This is a genomic window from Pseudoalteromonas sp. CnMc7-15, assembly GCF_022347925.1.
GTDB lineage: Bacteria > Pseudomonadota > Gammaproteobacteria > Enterobacterales > Alteromonadaceae > Pseudoalteromonas > Pseudoalteromonas ruthenica.
The window spans coordinates 782,380-808,358 of record NZ_JAKRFT010000002.1 but is presented as its reverse complement, the minus strand read 5'-3'; the positions used below and the strand labels follow the sequence as shown (position 1 = coordinate 808,358).

Annotated in this window: 25 protein-coding genes; 14 read left to right on the top strand and 11 right to left on the bottom strand. The window is 48.2% G+C overall.

Going from position 1 to position 25,979, the window contains the following annotated elements; translation table 11 throughout:
- Positions 1–231: 231 nt before the first annotated feature.
- On the top strand, positions 232–621 hold the full coding sequence (locus MHM95_RS07380) for a biopolymer transporter ExbD (RefSeq protein WP_022944665.1): 390 nt from the start codon (positions 232–234) through the stop codon (positions 619–621).
- Between the two features lie 52 nt (positions 622–673).
- Here MHM95_RS07380 and MHM95_RS07375 read toward each other — a convergent pair whose 3' ends face one another.
- The gene (locus tag MHM95_RS07375) at positions 674–1,372 is read right to left on the bottom strand and encodes a transporter substrate-binding domain-containing protein (RefSeq protein ID WP_239384910.1); all 699 of its coding nucleotides are present in this window, start codon (positions 1,370–1,372) and stop codon (positions 674–676) included.
- A gap of 298 nt (positions 1,373–1,670) precedes the next feature.
- Between MHM95_RS07375 and MHM95_RS07370 the strand changes: the two genes are divergently transcribed.
- A complete protein-coding gene (locus MHM95_RS07370) occupies positions 1,671–2,537 on the top strand; it encodes a tetratricopeptide repeat protein (protein ID WP_040643106.1) in 867 nt (288 codons plus the stop codon).
- Between the two features lie 34 nt (positions 2,538–2,571).
- Here MHM95_RS07370 and MHM95_RS07365 read toward each other — a convergent pair whose 3' ends face one another.
- From MHM95_RS07365 to MHM95_RS07350, 4 genes are all read right to left on the bottom strand, one after another.
- Complete coding sequence (locus MHM95_RS07365; protein ID WP_045980153.1) at positions 2,572–2,895, bottom strand: hypothetical protein; 324 nt, start codon at positions 2,893–2,895, stop codon at positions 2,572–2,574.
- Between the two features lie 34 nt (positions 2,896–2,929).
- Complete coding sequence (locus tag MHM95_RS07360) at positions 2,930–3,445, bottom strand: nuclear transport factor 2 family protein (RefSeq protein WP_239384909.1); 516 nt, start codon at positions 3,443–3,445, stop codon at positions 2,930–2,932.
- Between the two features lie 14 nt (positions 3,446–3,459).
- Positions 3,460–4,200: a ferredoxin--NADP reductase gene (locus MHM95_RS07355; RefSeq protein WP_239384908.1), complete on the bottom strand. Its 741-nt coding sequence runs from the start codon at positions 4,198–4,200 to the stop codon at positions 3,460–3,462.
- Positions 4,201–4,383: 183 nt separating this feature from the next.
- Positions 4,384–5,250, bottom strand: coding sequence for an AraC family transcriptional regulator (locus MHM95_RS07350; protein ID WP_022944671.1), 867 nt, complete (start codon positions 5,248–5,250; stop codon positions 4,384–4,386).
- 255 nt (positions 5,251–5,505) lie between these two features.
- Here MHM95_RS07350 and MHM95_RS07345 point away from each other — a divergent pair, with 255 nt between their 5' ends.
- From MHM95_RS07345 to MHM95_RS07320, 6 genes are all read left to right on the top strand, one after another.
- The gene (locus MHM95_RS07345) at positions 5,506–8,169 is read left to right on the top strand and encodes a TonB-dependent receptor (protein WP_239384907.1); all 2,664 of its coding nucleotides are present in this window, start codon (positions 5,506–5,508) and stop codon (positions 8,167–8,169) included.
- A 39-nt stretch (positions 8,170–8,208) separates the two neighbouring features.
- Positions 8,209–9,666, top strand: a complete 1,458-nt coding sequence (locus tag MHM95_RS07340; RefSeq protein ID WP_239384906.1) for a tryptophan halogenase family protein — start codon at positions 8,209–8,211, stop codon at positions 9,664–9,666.
- Between the two features lie 196 nt (positions 9,667–9,862).
- The gene (locus tag MHM95_RS07335; RefSeq protein ID WP_239384905.1) at positions 9,863–11,131 is read left to right on the top strand and encodes an MFS transporter; all 1,269 of its coding nucleotides are present in this window, start codon (positions 9,863–9,865) and stop codon (positions 11,129–11,131) included.
- A complete protein-coding gene (locus MHM95_RS07330; RefSeq protein WP_239384904.1) occupies positions 11,128–11,994 on the top strand; it encodes an ROK family protein in 867 nt (288 codons plus the stop codon). The genes MHM95_RS07335 and MHM95_RS07330 overlap by 4 nt, the downstream gene beginning before the upstream one ends.
- Positions 11,987–14,536, top strand: coding sequence for a family 20 glycosylhydrolase (locus tag MHM95_RS07325; protein ID WP_239384903.1), 2,550 nt, complete (start codon positions 11,987–11,989; stop codon positions 14,534–14,536). Before MHM95_RS07330 ends, MHM95_RS07325 begins: the two co-directional genes overlap by 8 nt.
- Before the next feature lie 131 nt (positions 14,537–14,667).
- Positions 14,668–16,158, top strand: coding sequence for an OmpA family protein (locus MHM95_RS07320; RefSeq protein ID WP_239384902.1), 1,491 nt, complete (start codon positions 14,668–14,670; stop codon positions 16,156–16,158).
- A gap of 146 nt (positions 16,159–16,304) precedes the next feature.
- On the opposite strand, the gene MHM95_RS07315 is transcribed toward MHM95_RS07320, so the two are convergent.
- The 6 genes from MHM95_RS07315 to MHM95_RS07290 form a co-directional block, all read right to left on the bottom strand.
- Positions 16,305–16,697 (bottom strand): hypothetical protein, encoded by a 393-nt coding sequence (locus MHM95_RS07315; protein WP_239384901.1) that lies wholly within the window; start codon positions 16,695–16,697, stop codon positions 16,305–16,307.
- A 59-nt stretch (positions 16,698–16,756) separates the two neighbouring features.
- Positions 16,757–17,149 (bottom strand): hypothetical protein, encoded by a 393-nt coding sequence (locus MHM95_RS07310; RefSeq protein WP_239384900.1) that lies wholly within the window; start codon positions 17,147–17,149, stop codon positions 16,757–16,759.
- 69 nt (positions 17,150–17,218) lie between these two features.
- Positions 17,219–17,530, bottom strand: a complete 312-nt coding sequence (locus MHM95_RS07305; RefSeq protein ID WP_239384899.1) for a hypothetical protein — start codon at positions 17,528–17,530, stop codon at positions 17,219–17,221.
- A gap of 149 nt (positions 17,531–17,679) precedes the next feature.
- On the bottom strand, positions 17,680–17,955 hold the full coding sequence (locus MHM95_RS07300) for a hypothetical protein (protein WP_239384898.1): 276 nt from the start codon (positions 17,953–17,955) through the stop codon (positions 17,680–17,682).
- Positions 17,956–18,100: 145 nt separating this feature from the next.
- Positions 18,101–18,577 carry a hypothetical protein gene (locus MHM95_RS07295; protein WP_152441865.1) on the bottom strand — a complete coding sequence of 159 codons (477 nt, stop codon included), beginning with the start codon at positions 18,575–18,577 and terminating at the stop codon, positions 18,101–18,103.
- 4 nt (positions 18,578–18,581) lie between these two features.
- Positions 18,582–20,024 carry a hypothetical protein gene (locus MHM95_RS07290; protein WP_239384897.1) on the bottom strand — a complete coding sequence of 481 codons (1,443 nt, stop codon included), beginning with the start codon at positions 20,022–20,024 and terminating at the stop codon, positions 18,582–18,584.
- Positions 20,025–20,445: 421 nt separating this feature from the next.
- Here MHM95_RS07290 and MHM95_RS07285 point away from each other — a divergent pair, with 421 nt between their 5' ends.
- From MHM95_RS07285 to cyoE, 6 genes are all read left to right on the top strand, one after another.
- Complete coding sequence (locus MHM95_RS07285) at positions 20,446–20,844, top strand: hypothetical protein (RefSeq protein ID WP_239384896.1); 399 nt, start codon at positions 20,446–20,448, stop codon at positions 20,842–20,844.
- 389 nt (positions 20,845–21,233) lie between these two features.
- A complete protein-coding gene (gene cyoA / locus MHM95_RS07280) occupies positions 21,234–22,100 on the top strand; it encodes a ubiquinol oxidase subunit II (protein WP_239384932.1) in 867 nt (288 codons plus the stop codon).
- A gap of 2 nt (positions 22,101–22,102) precedes the next feature.
- Positions 22,103–24,091: a cytochrome o ubiquinol oxidase subunit I gene (gene cyoB / locus MHM95_RS07275; protein ID WP_239384895.1), complete on the top strand. Its 1,989-nt coding sequence runs from the start codon at positions 22,103–22,105 to the stop codon at positions 24,089–24,091.
- Positions 24,088–24,717, top strand: coding sequence for a cytochrome o ubiquinol oxidase subunit III (cyoC, locus tag MHM95_RS07270; protein WP_239384894.1), 630 nt, complete (start codon positions 24,088–24,090; stop codon positions 24,715–24,717). Before cyoB ends, cyoC begins: the two co-directional genes overlap by 4 nt.
- Complete coding sequence (gene cyoD / locus MHM95_RS07265; RefSeq protein WP_239384893.1) at positions 24,714–25,070, top strand: cytochrome o ubiquinol oxidase subunit IV; 357 nt, start codon at positions 24,714–24,716, stop codon at positions 25,068–25,070. Before cyoC ends, cyoD begins: the two co-directional genes overlap by 4 nt.
- Positions 25,071–25,086: 16 nt before the next feature.
- Positions 25,087–25,971 carry a heme o synthase gene (gene cyoE / locus MHM95_RS07260; RefSeq protein WP_239384892.1) on the top strand — a complete coding sequence of 295 codons (885 nt, stop codon included), beginning with the start codon at positions 25,087–25,089 and terminating at the stop codon, positions 25,969–25,971.
- Positions 25,972–25,979: the final 8 nt, after the last annotated feature.

The following is a 25,979-nucleotide window of genomic DNA, read 5'->3' as shown; positions in this document are numbered from 1 at the left end:
TGTGAGCATAAGTCATGGCTACGTAAATAAAAACAACCAGCTTGTTACAAAACAATACAAAAGTGCGTGAGACAAACGCAGCCAAAGGTATACACCGCACTGTTTTAATTTTTGCATCACTAAAAGCACAAAAAGATCATAAAAATAAAATGTTTATACGCTTTTAATGTAACAAAGCATTTTCATTCGTGGTCTAGGGTGAATAAGGAGTCTAATAAAAAGGAACATGCTATGAATAGAAAAAGACCGACCAACACCGAAGCGCAAGCTGATATGACCCCAATGCTTGATGTGGTTTTTATCCTGCTTATTTTCTTTGTGGTGACAACCTCCTTTGTTCGCGAGCACAGTTTGAGCGTTACCCGCCCCGAGTCTAATTCAGCGGTGTCAGCAGAAAATAAAACCTTGATGATTCAAGTCACTCACAGTAACCATGTGGTGATGGCGGGGAGGAATATCGAGACCTCACAAATCGCCAGCAACATCGCCCGCATATCTGCCACAGAGCCATTTTCTTCGGTTGCCATTCGCGCGCATGAGCAAAGCCGTCATCAGCAAGTTGTGACGGTAATGAATGCTGTACGCGAAATGGGGCAGTGGCCCATCGCGTTAGTTGATTAACGGCCTGTATTCAACGCCAGTGTCATTAGCCAATATGACACTGGCACTTTTCTCAAGGTTGGTGGAAGTTTGTAGCGCTCAACGTAGTGAACGAAGCCATTAATCGCTGCTTGATCTGTGGGTCAGATTGCTTATTGATTGCTAAGCATGCAGGGAGGTCGCGGCTAAAATTCTCCGGCAGGGCTGCGGTAATATTGTCTGTATCATGCACTGAGGTATTAATTAATAACACATAATCTAACCGGCCATTACGGAGGTTTTGCGTTAATACATCAATATTGGTCGTCACCATCAGGTTTTTGCCTTCGATAAACCCTTGATTGAGTAATAAAGAATGTGCAACCGAGCCACGACTCACACCCACTAAGCTCGATTTTGCGTCAGCCAGAGAGCTTGGGGCCAGGTCATGACGGTTTTTGAGTTTATACAGATAAACCTCCAAAGGAGGAACCAGAGGGCATAACCAATCAAAACGGTCACTGCGTGTGGGGGTTTTTAATATGGTAAAAATAAGGGTATTGGCAGAGGATTCTGCTTGTTTGTAGGCGCGCTTCCATGGCAACACTTCAATGCTGTAATCAAGGCCGGCATGATGCATAAGTTGCTGTACGCGCTCGGTGGCATCTCCTCGCACCTGGCCCTGCTTATCAACATAGCTTAACGGCGGCAACTGCTCGGTTACCAAAAAAACCTTATTCTGGGCTATGCTCAAACAGCTCACAAGGGGTATTAATAACAGCCAATACTTCACATCAATCTACTCAATCCTTCGTCCCAAATAAGCCTAGGAGATAAACTAAGTTTTAGCAAAATCAATTAAGTATGGGTTCAGGGACATCTTGCTAAGTTATAATCTCACTCCTGTTAATGTTCCTTTGAACCTTTATTGTTGTTAAGCAGGTTAGCCAGTTACTTTTGTAGCTGGCTTTTTTTTGCCTGAAACACAGCAAACTGGCATCATAGGGGCTGAGAGAATTATAAAAAAGGAAATAGGCATGTCTAAGTTAGTTTGCTTTATATTCAGCGGCTTACTTTTTGTTTTTGGCACCATGGCCAGCAGTTATGCCAATACCCCCGAGTCGGCGCTGCCGGCGCAACAGGCGAAAGGGCTAACACCGAACCAAGAGCAACAAACACAGCAGGTGGTTAAGGATTTAAATGAGCCCATGTATCGCCCGTTGATTGAGCGTTACATCCTCGATGAGCTCAAGGCGGTGCGCCAAGACCAACAGGCTTTGCGTGCCGAATACACCGAAAAGATTGCTCACGCGCAGCTAGAAACCGCTGATCGCGCTATTGTCTACACCACAGACACCATTAACAATGTGTTTTTTATTCTCACCGCGACGGCGTCAATTTTGGTGTTAGTTGGGTGGAACTCACTACGCGATGTAAAAAATAAGGTTGAAGACATTGTTAACTCCCGCGTCAGTGCCATTACCGACGAATATGAAGCGCGCCTAAAAGATTTAGAAGAGCAGCTTCGAGGTCGCTCAGAGGAAATCCTCAACAACCAGAAGAAGATCACCATCACCAACGAAATTCATTCATTGTGGATGCGTGCTAATTTAGAGAGTGACTTTGCTACCAAGGTTGAGATTTACGACGAGATCCTCAATCGTAAGCCTGAAGATGTTGAAGCTATCGCCTATAAAGCGGATGCCTTACTTGAGCTTGGGGATACCCAAGAGGCAATTAGTTTGTGTAATCAGGCGCTGGAAATTGACTCAGATTATGGCTATGCCTATTGGCAGCGAGCTTGTGCATACGCACTAACACACGAGCACAGCGATGCCTTGGCGGATATTCGTATGGCCTTAGACTACTCGCCTAATCTGCGCAATGAGCTGTTGCACGAAAGTGCGTTTGCCAGCCTACATGACAACGATAGCTTTAATGAAATCGTTAATGGCTAAAGGTATTAGGGGGGGGGTAGCCGCTGCTACGCCCCTAGCTGGGACGTAAAAATTGGTCGATGGCTTCGGCGAGTTGTTCATCTAGATGTTCTTCAAAATCACTACGTTGGCTGCCAAAGTGAGCGAGAAATTGCTCGGCCTGTTGCAGTGATAGACGCTTATTACGTAGCGTGTAGCTGACTTCATCTTTGCTTTTATCGTAACGCGGCACAAAACGGTAAGTGGCAAATTCGGGAGCGCTGATATGCTGTTGTGCGTAGGCACAAAACCCCTCAATGTGATCTTTGCCATCCGGCCCCAAACATCCCGGTTCAACACGGTATAATAACTGTATCTGTGGTGGGGTGTTTGCTGCCATGGCTTTCCTCAATTACTTGCGCACACCTAGCAGTTTAGCTGGTAGTTTTAAAAAACAACACTTTTTGTACTTTGGCGTCTTTCACTTGATAACTGGTGACCACCTCAGAGCGTTTATCAATAACTTCAGGGTCTGTACTGCACGACTCTGAAAGCTCTTGGTCAATAACAAAACTACCATGAACAATACGCTTGATAGGGGCGGTATTTACACACTGTAATTTTTTAAACATTAAGCCATAGCGGGCTATGAGTTGCTCTTTGCCAGTGAACATCAACTCGTTGGGGAACATATAAAACGCCACATCCTCAGCGAAGTAGCTAATGAAGGTGTCGATGTCTTTGTTGTTATAGGCATCCACTAAGGCATCCACGACTGCAACCGCTTGTTGTTGTTCTTTACTGAGCTTTTTAACCGCTTTCTTTTCGGCTTTTTTGATGGCTTGCTCAAGCGCTTGTGGCTGCCCTGGGTCTTTCTCAAGCGGCGTTTGTTCGCCGTAGGCATTGCCAATAAAGTTTAGGCATAGCAATGACACAATTAGGTATTTCATTTGTTGGTCCTTTTTTACCAATACTGCTCTACGGTGATCTGCCCTGGCGTGCGCCGTCGGTTGCGTTTATAGCCTAGTTCTTGAAGGCAGGCACTGGTGTCTTTTACCATCTCAGGGTTACCGCAGATCATAAACTGTGCCACATCTGGGCTGGCACTGAGCTGAACATGATCAAAAAGTTTGCCACTTTTTATTAACCCGGGAATACGCTCACTCAACATGCCATCGACATTTTCGCGGGTGACCACGGGCACATAGTGTAGTTGTGGATACTGCTGTTGCAGCTGTTTAACCAATGCTTGATAGCTTAAATCTTGCTGCTCTCTTACGCAGTGTACCAACACCACGTGAGTAAACTTTTGCCATACATGGGGCTGTTGTAGTATTGATAAAAACGGGCCAATCGCGGTGCCGGTACTAAGCATGTACACTTGCTCGCTGCTGGGCACTTCATCAAGTGTGAAAAAGCCCGTACTCTGCTCGGCGATGCGTACCTCATCACCGGGTTGTAAGTTGGCCAGCGCCTCAGATAGGGCACCATCGTCAACCTTAATTAAGTAAAACTCGAGGTCATCACTGCTAGGAGGGTTTACAAACGAATAGGCTCGGGCCACACGCTCACCGTCTACCTCTAACGCAAGCTTAGTGTATTGCCCCGCAGTAAAAGGGGCGATGTCGGCATGGACCACCAGCGAGAATAACTTATCATTCCACCACTTCACTCGGGTCACTTTTGCGCTCAGCCAATTAGCCATTTCGCCTCCAGTAATGTCTTTTTACTCAATAAGTTAACTGTGGCAACTGTGAGCTATAAAGTCAATGAGTTTTAATTTTTGGTACAGTTGCTATAAAGCGCCAACAGTATCAGTATAGCGTTGTGCGGCTGCTCTGGCGTGGTTGTGTGTAAAGCTCTAGCGCCGGGAAGAAGGTTCCGATGTTTAGATCAGTGCGCGCTGCTGAAGCCGCGCGCGAAATTGGCTTGGGGTGCAGTTCTTTATTGTTTGAAAGCGTCGGTTAAAATTAGAAATGTTATTGAATCCACATTGATCGGAGATCACCGTAATCGGCGAAGAGGTATTAATGAGTAGCTTACACGCCTTGGCGATGCGTAGCTGATTAATAAACTCGGTCACGGTGCGCTCGGTGCGTTTTTTAAAAAAGCGATGGAAGTGGTTGGTGCTCATGTGAGCATGCTCGGCAAGCATATCTGCGCTGAGCTTTTCCGTGTAGTTGTCATAAATAAAGGAGATCACCCGGTCAAACTTGTCTTTGGCTGGGTCTTGGCGATAATCAAAACGAAAACCGGCGCTGGAAAGGTAATCATACTGGGATTGTGCCATGCGCGTTAGCATATCCATTAACAGTACGTAGCGCTGTAACGGGCTGGCTTGCTCCATATTCTCGAACAAGGCCTGGCATTGCTTTGCTAATTGTTGCGAGAAGCGCAGGCCTCGGCGAGCACCACTGAGTAACTCCTCCAGTTGTTGCAGCTCAGGGTGTTGAGCCACCATGCTTTCTAGCCACGGCGCCGGTATTTGTGCCACATGGACAATTTGCTCAGATAAGTCAGTATTGATTTTCGATTGCCAAGTATGGGGCAGTTCGGGACCAAGCAACACCAAGTCGTAGTCACCATAGGGGGCAATATAGTCGCCGATATGGCACACGCCACGGCTATTGAGGGTTAAGCATATTTCGTACTCGGGGTGATAGTGCCAATTAAATGGGATTTCAGGCAAGCGATACAAGCAATAACGCCAAGAGCAGTTTGGTGAGGGGATCACCTTTTCACACATTGCACGCACGCGCTAACCTCCACTGTTATTGTCCTTGTTAATTGTTTTGCTATTTCAGCAACTCCCCAGCGCTTGTGTGCGCCTATTCTCTCACACTTCAATACTAACCTATCATTCGTTTGCCGCTATAGTGCTTTGGTTTTACGCTTTTTTGACAGCTTAACCGCAACACTGCGAGAAAAGTATGATCAGTGCATAGAATCGTACCGCTTAAAAAACGCTCATGCCTTTACTCTGAATAGGCCAAAAATAGTAAGGAAGAAGATGAGCATAACAATGAAAACAACACCTAAACGCCGCTTTAAAATCAACCGAGTGGCTGCACTCGTGACAACAAGTTTACTCGCTAGCATGGCTATTACTCCCAGCGTCTATGCACAACAGCAGTTAGCGCAAGATGACCAGCAAATGGAAACCATTGAGGTGAGGGGTATTCGCCGCTCGTTGGAAGCCTCCATGAATACTAAGCGCTTTGCCAATGCCGTGGTCGATGCCATTACCTCTGAAGACATTGGTAAATTCCCTGACAAAAACATTGGTGATGCCTTACAGCGTATTTCTGGGGTTACCGTGGACCGCCAATACGGTGAAGTTAGCGGAGTGACCATTCGCGGTACAGCGCCTGAACAATCAAGAGTGTTGTTAAATGGCCAATCAGTGGCCAGCACCTCATGGTACGACTTAGGCCCTGCAACACGTACATTTAATATGGAATTACTCTCTGCAGAGCAAGTATCGGCGGTGGAAGTGTACAAAACACCCAAAGCTTCCATCGAGGAAGGGGCCTTAGGCGGCACCGTGGATTTGACCACGCGCCAGCCGTTAGACTTAGACACCAACACCCTGATGGTATCCGCTGAGCTAGCGCGTGGGTCTCTGTACGATGAAACCGACGCGGGTGGTGCATTTTTAGCGAGCTGGAAAGATGAGCAAGAGCGCTTTGGTATTCTCGCTTCTTACTCCATCGAGCAACTGACCTCCGGGCGCCATGTGCTGGAGTCTATCGGGAGTTACTATGAATACTTTGCCGCTGACCCAGGCACAGGGCAAGAATCGACAGTAGGCGCGTGGGCGATAGGCTCGCAGGCTTTTCGAGCTGAGCGCGAGCGTACCAGTGCGCAACTAACCGCGCAATTTGCGCCTACCGATAATACCGAGTTTGTGCTTGATTATTTTCGCTTCGAGCTTGATAACCCTCATGTAAACCATAACTTTTTGACCGTCGGCGGGCGCGGCAGCGGCTCTGAAAACGTGCAAAATAATGCCCTTGGCGGCACGGAGCGAGCGACCATTACGCCTGCCTACGCCTCGATTATTTATAATCCGGTGGTGCGCAATGCCGTTAATATGAAAGCCGATGTGCTGAACTTGTCGGGTAAGTATATCGGTGATACTTATGAAGTAAGTGCCGTGCTGGGTCAGTCTACCTCCGATGGCGGTACGCAGTTCGGCGCCTCCAGTTGGTGGATACCGGCGACTGACGAGGGTGATAAAATCGGCGACCCGGCATTTGCAAATGGTCAAAATAGCACCGATGGTGGCTTTACCTATGATGCGACCGGCCCCTATCAAGTATGGCTGAGCTCACTCGATGCCACTGATGCCAGTCAGTTTAAACATGCCCAAGAGGCCAACTTTCAAACTACCGTACAAGAGCATGATATCCGCTACGCCCAAGCAGATATCAAATGGCTGCTCAGCGGCGACTTGTTTACCAGTATTGAAGCAGGGGTGAAGGTCAATAGCAGTGAATTCTCACGCGTAGCGATTCATCGTAACCCAGCCGATGTGATTGGCTTTGTTCCCAATGGCAATTTAAGCAATTGGAGTGATGGCGTGTTTACTGATCTTCACTCGCAAAGCAGCGGCCATATTCTTGATTCCTATGCCAAGCTTGATGAAGACCAGTGGTGGGATTTTATCAGTGGCAAATATGAAGCGGGAGAGCTGATTGAAACACCAGCCTTGGGCGATACCTTCGGCGTGGATGAAGATATGCTGGCGCTTTATGTGCAAAGTGATTTCAGCGGCGAATACTTCCGAGGAAACGTGGGCTTACGTTATGTGGACACCGAGCAAACCTCGTCTGGCTATGCCGATGGCCAAGCCTTTAAAGAAACGGTGGACTACGATAATTGGTTGCCAAGCATCAACATCGCCTTTGATGTCAGCGACGACGTTATTGTGCGCGCCGCCGCATCCAGTGTGATGTCACGGGTGAATTACAGCGACCTGAAGCCCGGCTTAGCCATTCAAGAAAACTTTGGCTCTGCCAACGGCGGCAACCCCTATCTAAAACCTTATGAGGCCGACCAAGCTGACCTCGGGATTGAATACTATTTTACCGAGGCATCGCTGTTTTCAGCGGCTGCTTTTGTGAAACAAATTGACAACGTTGTCTTTCTCACTGAAGAGGTCGAGTTTGTCGATGGCTGTGGTGCTCAACCTTCAGAATATGATAGCTGCCGAGTCACCCGACCTCGCAGTAATGGCGATGGTGATGTCACCGGCTTAGAGTTGCAATTGCAGCATACCTTTGCCAATGGTTTTGGCTTTGTCAGTAACTACACCTATGTTGATAGTGAAACAACCCGCCCCGATGGCGCTACAGAAATGGTTCCTGGGGTATCGGAAAACTCATTTAACGGCTCGCTGTTCTACGAGAACGATCACATCAGTGCGCGCATCGCCTACAACTGGCGCAGTGAGTGGATAGGTGTGGGCGCCGCACAAGCGGTACGCAATGATGATTATCAGCAATGGGATGCATCTATTGTTTGGCACGCCATGGAAAATCTTGATATCAGCTTAGAGGGGGTGAACCTTACCAATGAGGTCATTCAATCTTACGATACCAACTATGACTTAACGCAAAACACCATTGAGTTTGGCTCTCGCTACTACCTCAGTGCCAGCTATAAGTTCTAACTATCAAGGGCCCAGCCTCAGCGCTGGGCAAACAGGGCGATGAATAACATTAATACCATCACGATAGTGGGCGGAGGTACGGCCGGGTGGATGTGCGCCGCCTATCTGAGTAAGCACCACCGAGATAAAACGGTGCGGGTGATAGAGTCTGCACACATTGGTCGTATTGGTGTTGGCGAAGGGTCTACGCCACACCTGCAACAGTTTATGGCCGACTTAGGGGTGACAGAAAGCCATTGGATGCGTGCCTGCGACGCCACCTATAAGGCAGGGATCCGCTTTAGTCACTGGAATGGCGATGACAGTGAGTATTTTCACCCTTTCTTTAGTGAGTTAGATGAAAAAACGGCGGAGGTGTTTTTTGTTAACGCCAATGCCAGGCGTCGCGGAGCTGCTGTGCCCGCCCATCCGGATGGGTACTTTTTAGCGGCGCAGTTGGCGGCGCAAAATCGTGCTCCCAAAGCGCTCAGTGCATTAGCGCGGCCGCTGCACTATGGCTATCATTTTGATGCGCAAAAGCTGGCAGATTGGCTGCGCGCCTATGCCTGCGCTCGTGGCGTTGAGCACATCAGCGGAACAGTCTCGCAAGTACAAGGTCGCCAGCGTATTGAGCATGTCACCTTGGCGGATGGGCGCACGTTACAGGGAGACTTTTACATTGATGCCAGTGGTTTTCAATCACTGCTGGTGGAAAAGGCGCTGCAAGAGCCCTTTATTCGCTTTAACGATGAGTTACTCAATGACCGCGCCGTGGCTTTCGCCACTGAGGCGTTGCCTAACCCGCCGGTGTACACCCATGCTCAAGCGATGCCGAGTGGTTGGCGCTGGCACATTCCACTGCAAAGCCGCTGTGGCAATGGCTATGTCTACAGCAGCCAATATCTAAGTGCGGAGCAGGCTGAACAGCAGTTGCGCCAAGCCTTGGGTGAGTATCATAGCAGCGCTAAACATCTGCACATGCGAGTGGGCATGATGCGCCGCGCACTGGTCAGTAATGTCATGGCCGTTGGCCTAGCGCAGAGCTTTATCGAGCCTTTGGAGGCCACCGCGCTGATGATCACTGGCCACAGCATCACACTACTGAGTCAATTTATTGAAGGCCAGGTCAGTGCGCAGCACCTTAATGATGAATTACACACCCTCGTGTTGGGCGTGAAAGATTATATTCTCGGCCATTACGCCACCAGCCGTCGTGTCGATACGCCCTATTGGTTAGCCAGTGCGGGAATAGCCGCACAAAGCCCGCGAATTGCGCCGCTGTTACAGCGTTGGCGCAGCGGTGGAGATATCGACCAGTGGTTGCATCAGCATCGTCATCAGCAGGCTTATAACCGAGCCAGCTGGTATTGCCTGTTAGCGGGCATGGATTATCGCGACACGCACCTCACCCAGCCTTTTGAGTGCGCCCCGGCGCATATCGACAGCGCCGCCAAGGCCTATGTAAAAACACTATGCGAGACTCATTTTGGCGTCCATGAGCAGGTTTTAAGGCTGTGAGAATAGTATCGGTAAGGCACTGAATTGTGCCGCCAGTGGTGGCAAAAGGCTGCGATACTGGCAGCGCATACAAAGAGCATTAATAACCCATTTGGGGTGATGGTCGTGGTTCCCCTTGAGCATTGTGTTTGTTTGCCCACAAGCCGGCTCGTATAAACCATCACCCCTTTTATTTTAAGGCACAGAGGGAAAAACAATGAAAACTAATATCCCTGTGGTCGTATTAGTACTCGCGACCTTTTTTATGATTTCGTTTATTACCAATATCCTCGGACCGATATTTCCGGCGCTTATTGATAGCTTTGATATTGGCTTAACGCTAGCGGGGTTTTTCCCGTTCGCATTCTTTATCGCCTACGGAGTGATGTCCATTCCGGCGGGGTTGTTAGTGCAATCTTGGGGCGAGAAGCACGTGATGTTGTTGGCGTTTTTACTCGCTGCATTAGGCGCTATGGCGTTTGTGCTTATGCCGGTATTTGCGGTTGCAATGACAGCGCTGTTCTTGCTCGGCTCAGCTATGGCACTACTGCAAGTGGCGGTTAACCCATTATTGCGCGCAAGCGGCGGTAGCCAGCATTTTGCGCTGTTGTCAGTGTTGGCGCAGCTGATGTTTGGTGGCGCTGCAACGTTGTCCCCTTTGGTGTATTCACAATTACTTGAGCAAACGCAAACTGGGCAAGGTGTTGGAGCCATGATAGCGCCGAGTATTCCCGCGAATATGGGGTGGTTGAGTATGTATTGGCTGTTTGCGGCATTAAGTGTGGCCATGCTGGTATGGATAGCGCTAACGCCCATTAAAAGAGCCCAGCGCAACGCCGGTGAGCGGCTCAGCGCCAAGCAAAGCCTGCAATACTTTAAAAACCCAACGGCCATTAAGTTCTTCTTTGCAATCGCCGCTTATGTTGCCCTTGAGCAAGGCATTGCCAATTCCATGTCGGTGTTTTTACAGCAACAACATGGCTTAGAGCCCAACACTGAGGGCGCAGCGGTGGTGAGTCATTTTTGGTTGAGTTTAACCCTGGGTTGTTTACTCGGATTAGTGCTACTTAAGTGTGTGGATGCGCAAAAGTTATTGATGTTCTTTAGCGTGGGTGCCGCGCTCTGCTTAATTGTAGCGCTGTTTGGCAGCCAATCGCTAGCGGTGCTGGCGTTTCCTGCTTGTGGGTTTTTCTTGTCCATTATGTGGTCGGTGATTTTCTCTTTGGCGCTCAACTCTTTTAAAGCCGGGCATGGCGCTGTGGCTGGGATCCTCTGCACTGGCATTATTGGCGGCGCCGTGGCCTCGCCAATCATTGGCGCAATCAGCCAAGGTATAGGGAGCTTACAAATCGCCATTCTAGTGCTGTTTGTACCGCTGATTTATATCTTTAGCGTGGGTATTTGGGCGCGTCCACTGGTGCGCAATCACACCCTTAATCTGTTTAAAAAATCCGTTTCCAACGAAGAGTTAAAGAGTCCTTCATGAAAAATGTTGTATGCATCGACTTGGGAGGCACCAAAGCACTGGCAGCGCGTGTTGATGGCGTGAATCTCAGCGCCCCGATTCGTCGCGCGGTGCCCTACCAAGGGGAGAAAGAACAAATCAATGCATTTGTCTTAGAGTTAGTGCGCAGTACCATTGATGAGCACAGTCAAGGCATTGCCATTGGCGTTCCGAGCATGGTGGAAATGCAATCAGGTCGGGTGCTGGAAACCGTGAATATTCCCAGTTGGCACAACGTTGCTTTACAGCAATTGTTACAGACCCACTTTGAGTTACCAGTGGTGGTGCACAATGATGCCAACTGTTTTGCCATGGGCGAGTATTGTTATGGCGGCCATCAAGTGCAAAACCTCGTGGGTGTGTGCTTAGGCACCGGCCTTGGCGCGGGCATTGTCATCGATGGCACCTTGTATAGCGGCAAACATGCGGCGGCCGGCGAGTTTGGTAGCTTTCCCTATCGAGATGGTATCATTGAGCACTATACCAGCGGGCAATTCTTTAAGCGCCAAGGTTTAGAGGGGGGCGCGCAGGCACTGTTAGCGCAACAAGGCGATGCCCATGCAAAGGCGCTATTTGCTGATTTAGGTACACACATAGGTTATGCCTTGGCGCAGGTGATGCTGGCTTTTGACCCAGACAAAGTCGTGCTTGGCGGCTCCGTGGCACGCTCTTACTCACTGTTTGCTGAAACCATGTGGCATGCGCTCAGTAAGCAGGCTCACCCCATTTTAGTTGAAGCGTTGCAAATAAGCCCCGGGCAGTTGGAATATGCGCCGCTGTTGGGGGCATATGCGTTATTCGAACGTCACACCCATTTGCCACACAAGGAGGTTTATTGTGCGTAACCTAATTTTATTATTGCTTGTTTTCGCAGCCAACGCGCAAGCGATCACGGCGTTGCAGCTTGAGCGCTTGGCGCAGCAACTACAAGTGCATTACACCTTGATTGATGCCAACCCTGATAGTTGTCCTGAGCAAAAAGAGGCGTGTTACCTCAGTGAACTGACACTGTCGTTAGCCAGCGCCGAGGATTTAGAGCCACTAAGCGATTGGGCCATCTATTTTAGCCAGCTGATGCCTATCTACGCGGTGCAGGGGGAGCAGCTCGCTATTGAGCATGTTAATGGTGATCTACACCGCATCCGTGCCACTTCGCAGTTTACCGGCTTTGGTGAGGCGGACGTAAGCGTGCGTTTTTACACTGAACAATCGCAAATCACCCGCTCGGAATTTATGCCCAACTACCTGATAAGCGATGTTGAGCATCGCCTTGAGCCACAGGTGATCGCCAGCACGCAAAGCGCTGTTGATGACACTACAGGCTTAGAGCAGCAACCCTATTTACAGGCTTTCACCGGCATCAAGCAATTACGAGTGAGTGATGATGATAAAACCCCCTGGATGGGGGCTGAGTATTTATATCAGCATCAAGTACGCCCTAAGCCCCGTGATACCGTATTGGGTTTGGTGCCACAGCCACAGCACATTGCGCGTAAGGCGCCAGGGCGATTGTCGCTAAGCAAAGGTTTTACACTGCAATTAAAGGGGATAGAGCGAGGCGCTATCGAGGCGGCGTTAAAACGATTAGCAACCCTCGGCGTTCATGAGCGCCAAGCTGCGGTGAGTATTGAAATTCATGTTAGCGAGCAAGCAGGCGCGCCGCCAGAGTCTTATAAACTCAATGTGCGTGGTGAGGGCATTGTTATTCAAGCGCCCAGTGCCACCGGGGCCTTTTACGGGCTGCAAAGTGTGGCTGGGTTATTGAATAGTGACGATTTAAGCCTGGAGCGGGTCGCTATAGAAGATGCGCCGCATTATGGCTTTCGTGGTTTACACATTGATGTAGCACGTAATTTTCGAACTAAAGCGTTTATTCTTAATACTATAGAGCAAATGGCGGCGTATAAGCTTAACAAGCTGCATTTGCACTTGGCAGATGATGAAGGCTGGCGTCTTGCCATTGATGGTTTACCGGAGCTGACCGAGGTGGCGGCAACACGTTGTTTAGATTTAGCAGAGCAGCGCTGCTTGTTGCCCCAGTTGGGCGCCGGCCACCTTAGTAATAGTGGGGTGAATGGTTTTTATAGCGCGCAAGATTATGTTGATATTTTGCGTTATGCCCAAGCCCATCATATTGAAGTGGTGCCTTCGCTGGATATGCCCGGGCACTCGCGTGCCGCTATTAAAGCGATGGAGGCTCGTTATCAGCGTTTGCTGGCGCAAGGCGATAAACAGCGCGCCCGTCAGTACCGTTTAGTGGAGCCAGAAGACCGTACGCAATACCGCTCTATTCAGCATTATAACGACAACACCTTAAATATTTGTTTGCCGTCAACCTATCGCTTTATCGATAAGGTACTGCTGGAAGTACAGCGTTTACATCAGCGAGCTGGGGTGGCGTTGCACACTTATCATATTGGTGCCGATGAAACGGCCGGAGCCTGGCTGGCGTCACCGGCATGCCAACAGCTCAAAGAGAAGGTCGCGGATTTTAGCTCATTCAATGGTTATTTTATTGAAAAGATTAGTCAATCTTTGGCTAATAAAGGCATTAAAGTAGGTGGTTGGAGTGATGGCATGGGCGATGTGCGCTTAGCAAATATGCCAGCTCACGTGCAAAGTAACGCCTGGGCGACCTTGAGTGACAATGGTCATGAGGTTGCCCATCAGCATGCCAATCAAGGATGGGATGTGGTGATCTCCAGCCCAGATGTCACTTATTTTGACTTTCCATATCAATCGCACCCACAAGAGCGTGGTAATCACTGGGCCAGTCGGGCTGTTGATACGCGCAAGGTGTTTGAGTTTATGCCTGATAATCTGCCCGCACATGCAGAGATATGGCGCAGTGTTAAAAATCAGCCGTACCGCGCCGATGACAGTGACTCGTCTTTGCAACCCGGTGTGCAGTTTGCCGGTGTGCAAGGACACCTTTGGTCGGAGATGCTGCGCACAGACCGCCAAGCCGAGTACATGCTGTATCCACGCTTATTGGCGTTAGCAGAGCGTGCTTGGCACAAACCGCAGTGGGCACTGCCTTATGTGGCCGGTCGCAGTTACAGTGCCGACACCGAGTTTTTCGATGCGCAACGCCAACAGCAACGAGAGCAGGACTGGCAGCGTTTTGCTTATTTAGTTGGCGAACGGGAAATAGCTAAATTAGAAAAGTACGGGCGTTTTTATCGCATTCCCACAGTGGCGGCAAGCACCACTAAACAAGGCTATATCGATGCCTTTACTTTACTTCCCGGGTTTGCCATTGAAGTACAAGCGGCGGATGGCCAGTGGCAACCGTTCAAGGGCAACAAGCACTATGGCCCGGTGCGGGCGATACGAGCACGATCGCCACTAACCCAGCGCCGAGGCAGGGCGTTGAGTTTGCAGTAAACCAAGATTTCACACCAGTAAGGCAAGAGCAGGGCGGTGATCACCGCCTTTTTGCTTTCGCTACTGAAACTAGTTGATTTAAATACGGTAATAAGTATTAATAAGGCTAATTATATTTAAGGATGAAAATAATGGTTCGCTTGCTCTTTACCTTCGCTTTACTGTTACTTACCACTTCTAGCCTTGCGCAAAGTAATCTATTCGTCGACAAATACAAAGGCGGCCGCACCAAGGCCGACGCCCATTACAGCTATATGCCTGTATTAGTGCTAGGCAAAGGTGATCAACGTATAGAGTTAGCGGGGGAGTATCGCGCTTACATGCAGGAGATTGAGCCTAGCGCCAAACTCGGCTTTTCACACCTACTTGCTGATGTTAAAGCCAAGCTGGAGGCTAAGGGTTTTAGCATACAGGTTTATTGCGTTCAGGAGTGTGATAAACGCACTTACGCTCGGCTAATTGATGATACCTTTCGCGATACAGTGTTGTATCGCTTAGGTTATTACAATGTTCAGGAAAACCGATTTGGCTATCTGTCAGCGATGAAAACAGTGAATGAGCAGCCACGTGCAGTTATGCTGTTTGCTAAACAAGAACGCAGCGGAGGGCTTTCCTTAGGCTATGAACAAATTGCATCGTTGCCTATGCCTGATGCGGGTCTTAGCGTGCAGCAAGACTTTGAGATTGATGCGTTGGATTTTAGTCAGCTAAAAGCCAAGGAAAAAGATGCAAAAGGCAGTGCTGATCACCCATTAATCGAGCGCTTCCCTGGCAGTTATATCAAAAGCAGCGGCGTGAGTGATTATGAACCCTATCCGTTAATTGTAGGTCAGTATAAAAAATCAATTCCGGTGCGCACCGTAGGCGGTAAAGTGACCACGCTAAATTACCGTATTGATAAAACGGTTGGACCTTATGCAGTTCATAAAAACTACATGAATGCACTGACCCAAGCTGGGTTCACTATTATTTATGAGTGCCAAGCACGTAGTTGTGGTAACTATATCTTGCGTGATAATTACCGCGATACCATTTTTGCTAAGCGTCATGATTCTGATATCTATAACATGACTGAAAAAAGCAACTTTTACTTGTTCACAGCTGAGAAAGACACACCTCATGGCAAGCTATACACATCGATGTACAGCCTACAACGAAGGGCTAAGGAAAGTGTACAGTTGGTGGTTGATATTATTGAAGAAAAAGGAGTTAGCCACGTAGCTTTAAATATCGACAGTGATAATCTTTTAAAAGAAATACAAAACACAGGCAGTGTTTCTTTGTATGGTATTGAGTTTGATTTTAATAAACACACCATTAAACCTAGCTCAAAAGCGCAATTGGATGAAATAGCAAAGTTCTTAACGCAAAGGGCTGATGTTTCTTTGTATGTGGTTGGTCACACCGATAATAAAGGTGCATATGACTACAACCAAGACTTAGCGAGTCGACGCGCTCAAGAAGTGGTGAACACCCTAGTTCGTGATTACCAAATAACCCAACAGCGATTGCAAGCGGTGGGTGTCGGGCCAGTCGCTCCGTTGGCTGCAAACGATAATGACGATAATATGCAGCGTAACCGTCGCGTTGAATTGGTACTCAAAGCACCCATGTTCCTATAACCAAGCTGTTAAGCCCTGCCTCAGGTTGCAGGGCGCTATGGTTGAATATAAGTTGTTCTGTGGCCTTGTTTTACAAAAGCACTGGTCAGTTATACAAAAAGTGCTGGGCCAGAACCAAAGACTCAATAATATTGGCAGAGCGTAAATTAATCGAAATGAGGGCGCAGCTGTTCACGCATTTCCATCATATTGCCAGGGTGGATTTCCCAGCGGTTTTTATCTTCGAACTCAAAATCGATTTTAAAGCGCTCTGTTTCACCATCCATTTGAAAAAGCAGTTTTATAAAACGCCAGTCGCATTGCTCATAAACTTCCTCACGGAATTCGAGCAATGTGTCGTCTAACAGCAAAGGATCGTCTTCTATTTCCGCAGAGGCAGGGCGTGCTGCCTCTGCGTTATATATGAAACCGGAGTTGGCCATATGGCCATCATTGAATTCGAAAACAAACGTAAACGCTGTCCATAGGTTCTCTGCTACGTCCTCACAGCGTAGGAAGAGATCAGCAATGTATTGGAGTCGTTCTGTTGGTATATTCATACTGTGTCCTTCTGTAGGCGTTTGATGCATAAAATCGACAACCAACGCCAAAATAGCGATTAATCGAAATGAGGGCGCAGCTGTTCACGCATTTCCATCATATTGCCAGGGTGGATTTCCCAGCGGCTTTTATCTTCAAATTCAAAGTCGATTTTAAAGCGCCCTGTTTCACCATCCATTTGAAACAGCAGTTTTATAAAACGCCAGTCGCATTGCTCATAAACTTCCTCACGAAATTCACGAAGAGTATTGCTAAGCAGTAACATATCCTCTGCTATTCTAGCTGTTGCGGGTTCAACCTTGTCGCCATTATATAAAAAGCCGGAGTTAGCTATATGGCCATCATTGAATTCGAAAACAAACGTAAACGCTGTCCATATGTTTTCTGCTACGTCCTCACAACGCAGGAAGAGATCGGCAATATATTGGAGTCGTTCTGCTGGTATATTCATATTGTTCTCGTATCAGTGCTCTCGGGGCTTGCTAAATTGAGCTCAAAGTTAGGTAGATCAAAGCATGGTTTACGTTAAGAGTTCTTCGAAGATAATATCGATATTTGCTAAGAGTTCGTTATGGATTGGTGCGGTAAAATATCTGGAAGTTAGGACTCCAAAAGTAAAAGTCTTTCCTTCAGGAAGCTCGTCTCTAGGGTTCTTCTCATATTGAGCGCAGGCCAAAATAAACGCCAGTTGCGCTTTTATCTCAGGCTTAACGCTGGCAGTTGAGTCATCCGTTTCCAGCTTGAGTAACCTCAACGCATTTTGAGTCGCGCTCTCAAGTCTTATGAAATTCATTGTGCCAGTGCCTTGGGCTTTGATATCTGATCCTGTCATTTCACAAGGCATTAAATAACAAGGCCTTTTTATTAAATTTCTAAGAGGTGATTAACAATGCCAACGGTTCTGCTGTACGAAAAGTACCAGACTAATTGGCTGATACTTTTCGCAATCGAAGACCTGTAGTAGGCACATCAGAATAGGCATCAATCGAAATGAGGGCGCAGCTCTTCTCGCATCTCCATCATATTACCTGGGTGGATTTCCCAGCGGCTTTTATCTTCAAACTCAAAGTCGATTTTAAAGCGCCCGGTTTCGCTTTCCATTTGGAACAATAACTTTATAAAACGCCAGTCGCATTGCTCATAAACTTCCTCACGGAATTCACGAAGAGTATTGCTAAGTAGCAACATGTCCTCTTCTATTCTGGCTGTTGCGGGTTCAACTTCGTCGCCATTATATAAAAAGCCGGAGTTGGCCATATGGCCCTCATTAAACTCGAAAACAAACGCAAACGTTGTCCATGGGTTTTGCTGTACTTTCTTGCAGCGTAGAAATAGACCTGCAATTTATTGGAGACGTTCCATTGGTATATTCAAATATCTAAAGCCCTACTCATTGTGATGCTTAAGCGCATTCTTTAAAAGCTTGCAGAACACCTTCGTTTAAAAGCTCATCATCGGTCAACCAGAAGTCTTGAAAGTTTTCCTTAAATTTGCGGCTGGGTCGGCTAAAGTTAGTGATCCTAAAACCCTTTCTAAGTGGTGCGCCAACGTTCATTTCTCTATAAATAGTTACCTTTTCGCCATTTACAAAGATATCCGTTCGGTTTACTCCGGAAGGTAGACCTCCCTCTGAAGAGCTGCTCCAGAATTTTTCTTCTATTGTTTTCGCAATTAAAGGAAGAGTAAGTTTTGGGAATTCAACTTGGTTAACATAAAAGTCAGGGATATCCGGTTTGCCATATTTCGGGGGAGATAGATTAATGAGTACATCTATAGATTCGCTCGATATAATAAGAAAATGTTTTTTTGAATCAGGCGAGCCTTTTTTGAATACAACACACATGTCAGAAGGCAAGTCAAAGGGATTTAATAATTTCATACCGTTACACTCTTGGAGCTTTAATAAGCTTAACTGCATTTTCAAGTTGGTTGATTTCAAGAGGGTCTCTTTCAAACGTGAAAGATTCAACCACGCCGTAGTTACCTTTAGTTTTGCTACCCCAATCTGAGGACTTATCGATTTTCGTTAAGCCGTTACCACTAAACAGTTGATTGGCGCCAAATTGGTTCATAATTCTGAACCTAGCCAAACTTTGATTTTGATTATTATTGTTTTCAATCTCTAAAAATTCTTTAAAATCCTGCTCGTCAAATATGTTACCTCCTTTTTCTTTATATGTTTCAATAGTCTTTTCAAACTCAATGGCACCTTCTTCACTTAGCACTTCATCGATTACCCCGTGGGGGATTTTCCGCTCTTTCAAGTCGCCTTTTAGCTCGCGTTTGCTAAAGTCTTTCATTTTCTCGAACGTAGGAATAAAGGTTTCCCGTTCGGCTTTTGGCGGCATTGAGTGTGAGTCGATGATGGCTAAAGTAAACTCTTGATCTGGGGATATCTCCTTATGATCAATACCGAATAAGGCGGCCAGTAGCATTGGGTCTGTATCCGCATTTTCCATTTGATCGAAAGTAGTTGCCCAATATGGAGCTCTTTTTGAATCTGGTCTGGGGAAGCCAAGACTGGTGTTTTCCGCTTTACTTACATCACCGAAGATTAGCCTCACAAAGAAACGGTCGTTTAGTTCACCTTTTTCGGCTAATTCCGTAAGTTCACTCTGTGAATATTTAGGTTGATATTCGCCGGTCTCTTCTAGACGTTTACGCGCATCAGCCAGGCGCTGCACACACTCTTCCATGCTTTGCGGTGGGGCCTTTTTCGGTGCTGGCGCTTTTTTAGTGCTTGCTTCACTTGCTTGCGGTTCGCTTGCTTTGCTGGTATCCGCTTTTTTGCCTGCGCCGGTGACCACTGGCGCTGAGCTTGTGGAACTGGGTGCGGGTGTCTTTTTCTCTGGGCTTGCCAAATCGGCGCCGCTGCTGCGCTTCGGTGCGCTTGAGCCAGCGGCATCGCTACTGCGTGTTTTATCTGATTTTTGCAGCTGTTGTTTAACCACGTTAGGGTGCTCGGCAATATCCCACAATTCGAACATCACTAAGCGTTCATCCACCAAAGCTTCGGCCACCTCGTTAAGCTGTGAAGTGACTGGCTTATAGCCTGAGCCGAAGCTGGTGATATGTAAATAGTCGAACAAGGTGCTAATAATAAACTGACTATTGCGCCATGGGTCGAGATCATGCAAAAACTGCTCGGCGAATACACGCCCGGACCGAAATGCATAGATGGGATGGGGAAGCATAGGATCATCGGGAATATGTTCAGGGCGACACACCAAATGAGGATGACCAAAACTGCAATACACAATGTAACCGCGAGCGAATGCCGCAGGCGTTACTGGGTTGTAATCCTTGACGAGACTAGAGCTTTCCATAGCACACATAAATTGTTTTTAACTGGCGACAATATTACCCGATATGATGCTTAAAAAAAAGCACAATAAAAAGAAAGCGCCCAGTCAGGGCGCTTATTCTACGCTATGGTGAAGGGGGGCCAATTCCTATGCACACCCCCTGTTTGAATCCAATTAGAGAGGAACAAAAGGTGGTTGCAATTGCAAACCCTTCGCACGCTTTTACGGAACTTTATAAATAGAGCGATCACTTTTATTTTAAAAAAATAACAATCGCGTCTATCTCGTGGCTAGAGAACTAGCGCCTTACTTTAATGCGCGGGCTTAGGTGATTTGTTAGTTGCAACCTAGCATGCCTTTGTTATACTCGGCGCGAACTTTCAGTAAGTAGTGAAAGTTCCTAACCAATATTTCGTAATTAAACCCGAAGTGGATGTACACAGTGCTTTCAGCTAACACGAACAATTCAACCTTGCTAACGCAACCGCTGGTGTTGGGCGCGTGCTTTGGTCGTGGTGTTGTGCTTGCTTGTGTACTCTTTGCGCTTAATACGGCGTTGTTGCTCAGCGGCTCCCTTGGAGATGCCATTGAGCTTGAAGCGCTAATGGGCGAAGGTTTAAGCCAAGAGCCTTGGTTGGTGGCGGCGATGCAGTTTTTTGCCCAGCCGGTGCTTAGCGCCCAGTTGTTAATTGGTTTATGTTGGTTATTGTTTCACTTTTTTGCGCCTAGGCGCGCAGCCATTTCGCTGCGTAAAGCGGCGTTTGACTTTGTCGCCCCCACCCGTTGCCAGAATCCTCAAGGCGCGCATGGGTGCCGCGCTCCTCCATCATTTGCCGGTTGATTGTTTTTAGTTGCTACCACCCAGGAAATGCGTGTCCTCGGTAGCGACCTCAGTGCGTCTGCTTAATTTTTGTCACTGACCACAGTCAACCCACCGCAGTGTTATTCGCGGTGCCTTGGGCAGCAATGCTAATCTATCTCTGCACACTCTATCTCAGTGAAGGTCAAGCTTTACGCTGACTCAGTCGCCCATGCTGCGGCTGCAGAGAACCTTTGGCAAAGCAGCATTTTTGCATCTTAAAAATGCTCCCTTAACCGCGAATTTCGCTCTTTAAGCGCTGTATTTATGCGCTTGAAGTAGCTCAGGCCACTTTGTGGCGAGGTTTAACCTTTAGGTTGTAGGGTAGTGTTTTGTTAACTCGAAAACTCTTTTCATTCGCTTTCGCTCTTATGGTGTTGGCGCTCAGTGGCTGTAGTGGCGGAGTGCTGGACCCCAAGGGGCAAATTGGCATTGATGAGAAAAATCTCATTATTATTGCCACCGTTCTGATGTTGGTTGTGGTGATCCCGGTGATCATCATGACTTTGTATTTTGCCTGGAAATATCGCGATGGTCGCGACCATGAGATCTATGCCCCGAAATGGGCGCACTCTAGCAAAATAGAAGCGGCGGTGTGGACCATTCCCATCGTTATTATCATTGTACTTGGGGTGATCACTTGGCGCTCCACACAAGCACTTGACCCATACAAGCCGCTGGCTGGTAAAGGGGAGCACTTAACCGTGCAGGTGGTGTCGTTAAATTGGAAGTGGCTATTTATCTACCCTGAGCAGGGTATTGCCACGGTCAATGAGCTGGTGTTTCCAGCCTATGTGCCGGTGGAATATAAAATCACCTCGCAAAGTACCATGAACTCCTTTTTTATTCCCCAACTGGGAAGCCAAATTTACTCCATGGCGGGCATGGAAACCCAGCTACACCTGATTGCCAACGAGCCTGGCACATTCAAAGGCTTTTCAGCCAACTACAGTGGCGCCGGGTTTAGCGGCATGAAGTTTAATGCCATTGCCACCCCCACACAGGCCGACTTTGATACCTGGGTTGCCAATGTCAAAGCCAAAGGGACTAAGTTAGACCAACACAGCTACGAGACGTTAACCCAACCCAGTGAATACCATCCGGTGAGCTATTACAGCGAGGTGGAACAGGGGCTGTTTCACAGCATTGTGATGAAGTACATGCAAGGTCACGGTGAAATGAATTACTACGCCAAGCCCGAGCATGCGGCGCATAACCAACATCGCGTCGAGGAGTGAAAATGAATCTATTTGGAAAACTATCAATTGAGGCCATTCCATACCACGAGCCCATTATTATGGTGACTTTGGCGGTTGTGGCTGTACTGGGTCTGCTGCTTGCAGCAGCGATGACAAAATATCAAAAATGGGGCGTGCTATGGCGAGATTGGATCACCTCCATTGACCATAAACGATTGGGCATGATGTACATAACCCTTGCCCTGATCATGTTATTCCGTGGTTTTGCTGACGCTATTATGATGCGTACTCAGCTGGCCATGGCTACCGGCGGGGCAGCCGGGTACTTGCCCCCTGAGCACTACGACCAAATCTTTACCGCACACGGCGTGATCATGATTATCTTTATGGCGATGCCGTTTATGATTGGGTTGATGAACATTGTGGTGCCACTGCAAATCGGTGCCCGCGATGTGGCCTTCCCATTTTTAAACAACCTGAGCTTTTGGCTTACGGCGGGCGGCGCAATACTGATTAATTTATCCCTAGGGCTTGGCGAATTTGCTAAGACTGGGTGGGTCGCCTATCCGCCGCTATCAGAGTTATCCTTTAGCCCCGGTGTGGGAGTCGATTATTATATTTGGGCGTTGCAGATATCAGGCTTGGGTACTTTGCTAACGGCGGTAAACTTCCTGGTGACGGTATTTAAAATGCGCGCGCCGGGCATGAGTTTGATGAAGATGCCCATTTTTACTTGGGCATGTACCTGGGCGAACATTCTTATTGCCGCATCGTTCCCCATTTTAACAGCGGTGCTGGCCATGCTCACCCTAGATAGATACATGGATTTCCACTTCTTCACCAATGAAGCAGGTGGTAATGCCATGATGTATATCAACTTATTTTGGGCATGGGGCCACCCAGAGGTTTATATTCTGATTTTGCCAGCGTTTGGCATTTTTTCGGAAGTGATCTCGACTTTCACTGGCAAGCGTTTGTTCGGCTACAAGTCCATGGTTTATGCCAGTGGTGCGATTTCTATTTTGGGCTTTATCGTCTGGCTGCATCACTTTTTCACTATGGGCTCCAGTGCCAATGTAAACGCCTTCTTCGGGGTGATGACCATGGTCATTGCGGTGCCTACTGGGGTGAAGTTGTTTAACTGGCTATTTACCATGTACCGAGGGCGTCTGCGCATCACCGTGCCGGTGCTGTGGACCATTGGCTTTATGATCACCTTTACCGTGGGCGGTATGACCGGCGTGTTGCTCGCCATTCCCGGGGCAGACTACGTGCTTCATAACAGCTTGTTTCTGATTGCGCACTTTCACAACACCATTATTGGTGGCGCAGTGTTTGGCTACCTTGCCGGCTTTGCTTATTGGTTCCCCAAAGCCATGGGCTATAAATTGGATGAGCGTTGGGGTAAGGCGTCACTCTGGTGTTGGCTGGTGGGCTTCTTTGTTGCCTTTATGCCGCTGTATGTACTGGGCTTTTTAGGTATGACGCGACGCCTAAACCACACCAACAACCCAGATTGGAACATCTGGCTGTACATTGCCTTTGTCGGTGCTGTGATCATTATGTTTGGCATCGTATTTCAGGTGATCCAACTGGTGGTGAGTTATAAAAACCGTGCGCAATTGCAAGATACCACCGGCGATCCTTGGAATGGCCATACCTTAGAGTGGTCTACGGCATCACCGCCCCAGTACTACAACTTCGCAAACACTCCGGTGGTACGTGATATTGACGCTTGGACCGACACCAAAGAGCAGGGGCAGGCTTACCAGCAAGGGCAACACTATGCGCCCATCCACATGCCGAAAAACACCTCAGCTGGCGTGCTTATGAGCGCCGCGCTTACGGCATTTTGCTTCGCCATGATTTGGCATATTTGGTGGCTTGCCATTGCCGGCCTTGGCGCCGCTATAACCGTGTTTATTAAGCGTTGTTACAGCAATGACGTTGATTACTATGTGCCGGTGGCTGAAATTGAAGCCATCGAGTCAGCCCATATCCACCATGCAACTGCGGAGGGTCGCTCATGAGTGCCACTACATCAACCGCTATTCACACCTTAGGTGAGGCGCATCACCCCGATTGTGCGCACCACGATATATCAAGCAATACCGTGTTTGGTTTTTGGTTATACCTGATGACCGATTGCCTGTTATTCGCGTCATTTTTTGCCACCTACGCGGTGCTGTACATGAACACCGCCGGCGGGGTTTCCGGCAAAGATATCTTTGAGCTTGACTTTGTTGCCTTAGAAACGGCGGCCTTGTTGCTCAGCAGTATTACCTTTGGCTTTGCCATGATAACCGCTAAGGCGCAAAAACAGGCGGCTACATTGAGCTGGTTGGCGGTTACTTTTGCCCTAGGGGCGGTGTTTATCGCTATGGAAGTGTATGAGTTTCATCACTTAATTGCCGCTGGCAATGGCCCACAACAAAGTGCGTTTTTAACTTCGTTTTTCTCTTTGGTGGGGCTGCATGGCTTGCATGTGAGTGCGGGGTTGATTTGGATGAGCGTGATGATGATTGAGGTGCTGCGCCGTGGGCTTAAGGGGCAAACGGTAACGCGATTAAGCTGTTTAAGCTTATTTTGGCACTTTTTGGATATTGTCTGGATTTGTGTATTTACCGTGGTGTATCTAATGGGGGTGATGTCATGAGTCACAGTGAAACTCACGTGATGGATAAGGTTGAGGCAGTCGCAGAGCAAGGCCTAGTTAATCACGCTAAGGATTATGTCATTGGTTTTGTGCTCTCGGTATTACTTACCGGTGCACCGTTTTGGGCGGTGAGTAGTGGAATGTTGTCGACAACCAGTACCTTGGCCACTGTGGTGGTGGCAGCCATAGTGCAAATTTGTGTGCATTTAAAATACTTTTTGCACCTTAACTTTGTTAGTGAAGAAGGCAAAGCAAATAGTATCTCCTTTATTTTTAGTGCCCTTATCATCGTTATGGTGGTTGGCTTATCGGTGTGGATCATTTATGAGTCCAACGCCATGATGATGTACTAACGTCGAGGTCGTGCTTATGTTTCGTCGTTATTTTTCGGTGACTAAACCGGGGATCATCATCGGCAATCTTATCTCTGTGGCGGGGGGCTTCTTGCTGGCCGCACGCGGCGAGATAGACAGGCCACTTATGCTGGCTACGCTCATGGGGCTCTCGTTGGTGGTGGCCTCGGGGTGCGTTGTAAACAATGTTATTGACCGTGACATTGATGCCAAAATGGCGCGCACCCAAGGCCGCGTCACCGTCACCGGCGAAATATCGGCGTCGGCGGCACTGCTCCACGCCTTGGTATTGGCGGTATGTGGTTTTGGCGCATTAATCTACTACACCAATACCTTGGCGGTGGGCTTTGCTGCCTTTGGCTACATCATCTATGTAGGCATATACAGCTTGTATATGAAACGTCACTCCGTGTATGGCACCCTGGTTGGCAGCCTCTCTGGGGCTGTGCCTCCGGTGGTGGGGTATGGCGCCGTCAGCGGCCAATTTGATGCTGGGGCAGCCATTTTGTTGCTGATGTTTTGCCTATGGCAGATGCCGCATTCCTATGCCATTGCGATTTTTCGTTATCAGGATTACCGCGACGCTAATATTCCGGTGCTCCCGGTCGCAAAGGGCTTAGCCCGGGCGCAGCGGCATATTGTTTTCTACATTGCTTTGTATGCCTTGGTGGTCATGCTATTGCCGCTCGGTGGCTACACCGGGCTCGCCTTTATGGCGGTGGCATGCACGACTAGTTTTTGGTGGTTGCTGATGGCCCTACGTGGCTATCGCCGCGATATTGATATGCATGGCTGGGCACGCCAAGTGTTTGCCTTTTCCATTGTTAATATCACCGTGTTGAGCATCACCATGGCTGTGGACTATCACGCTGCCAATCCACAGTTGCTGGTGCTTAATTAGCACCTTTT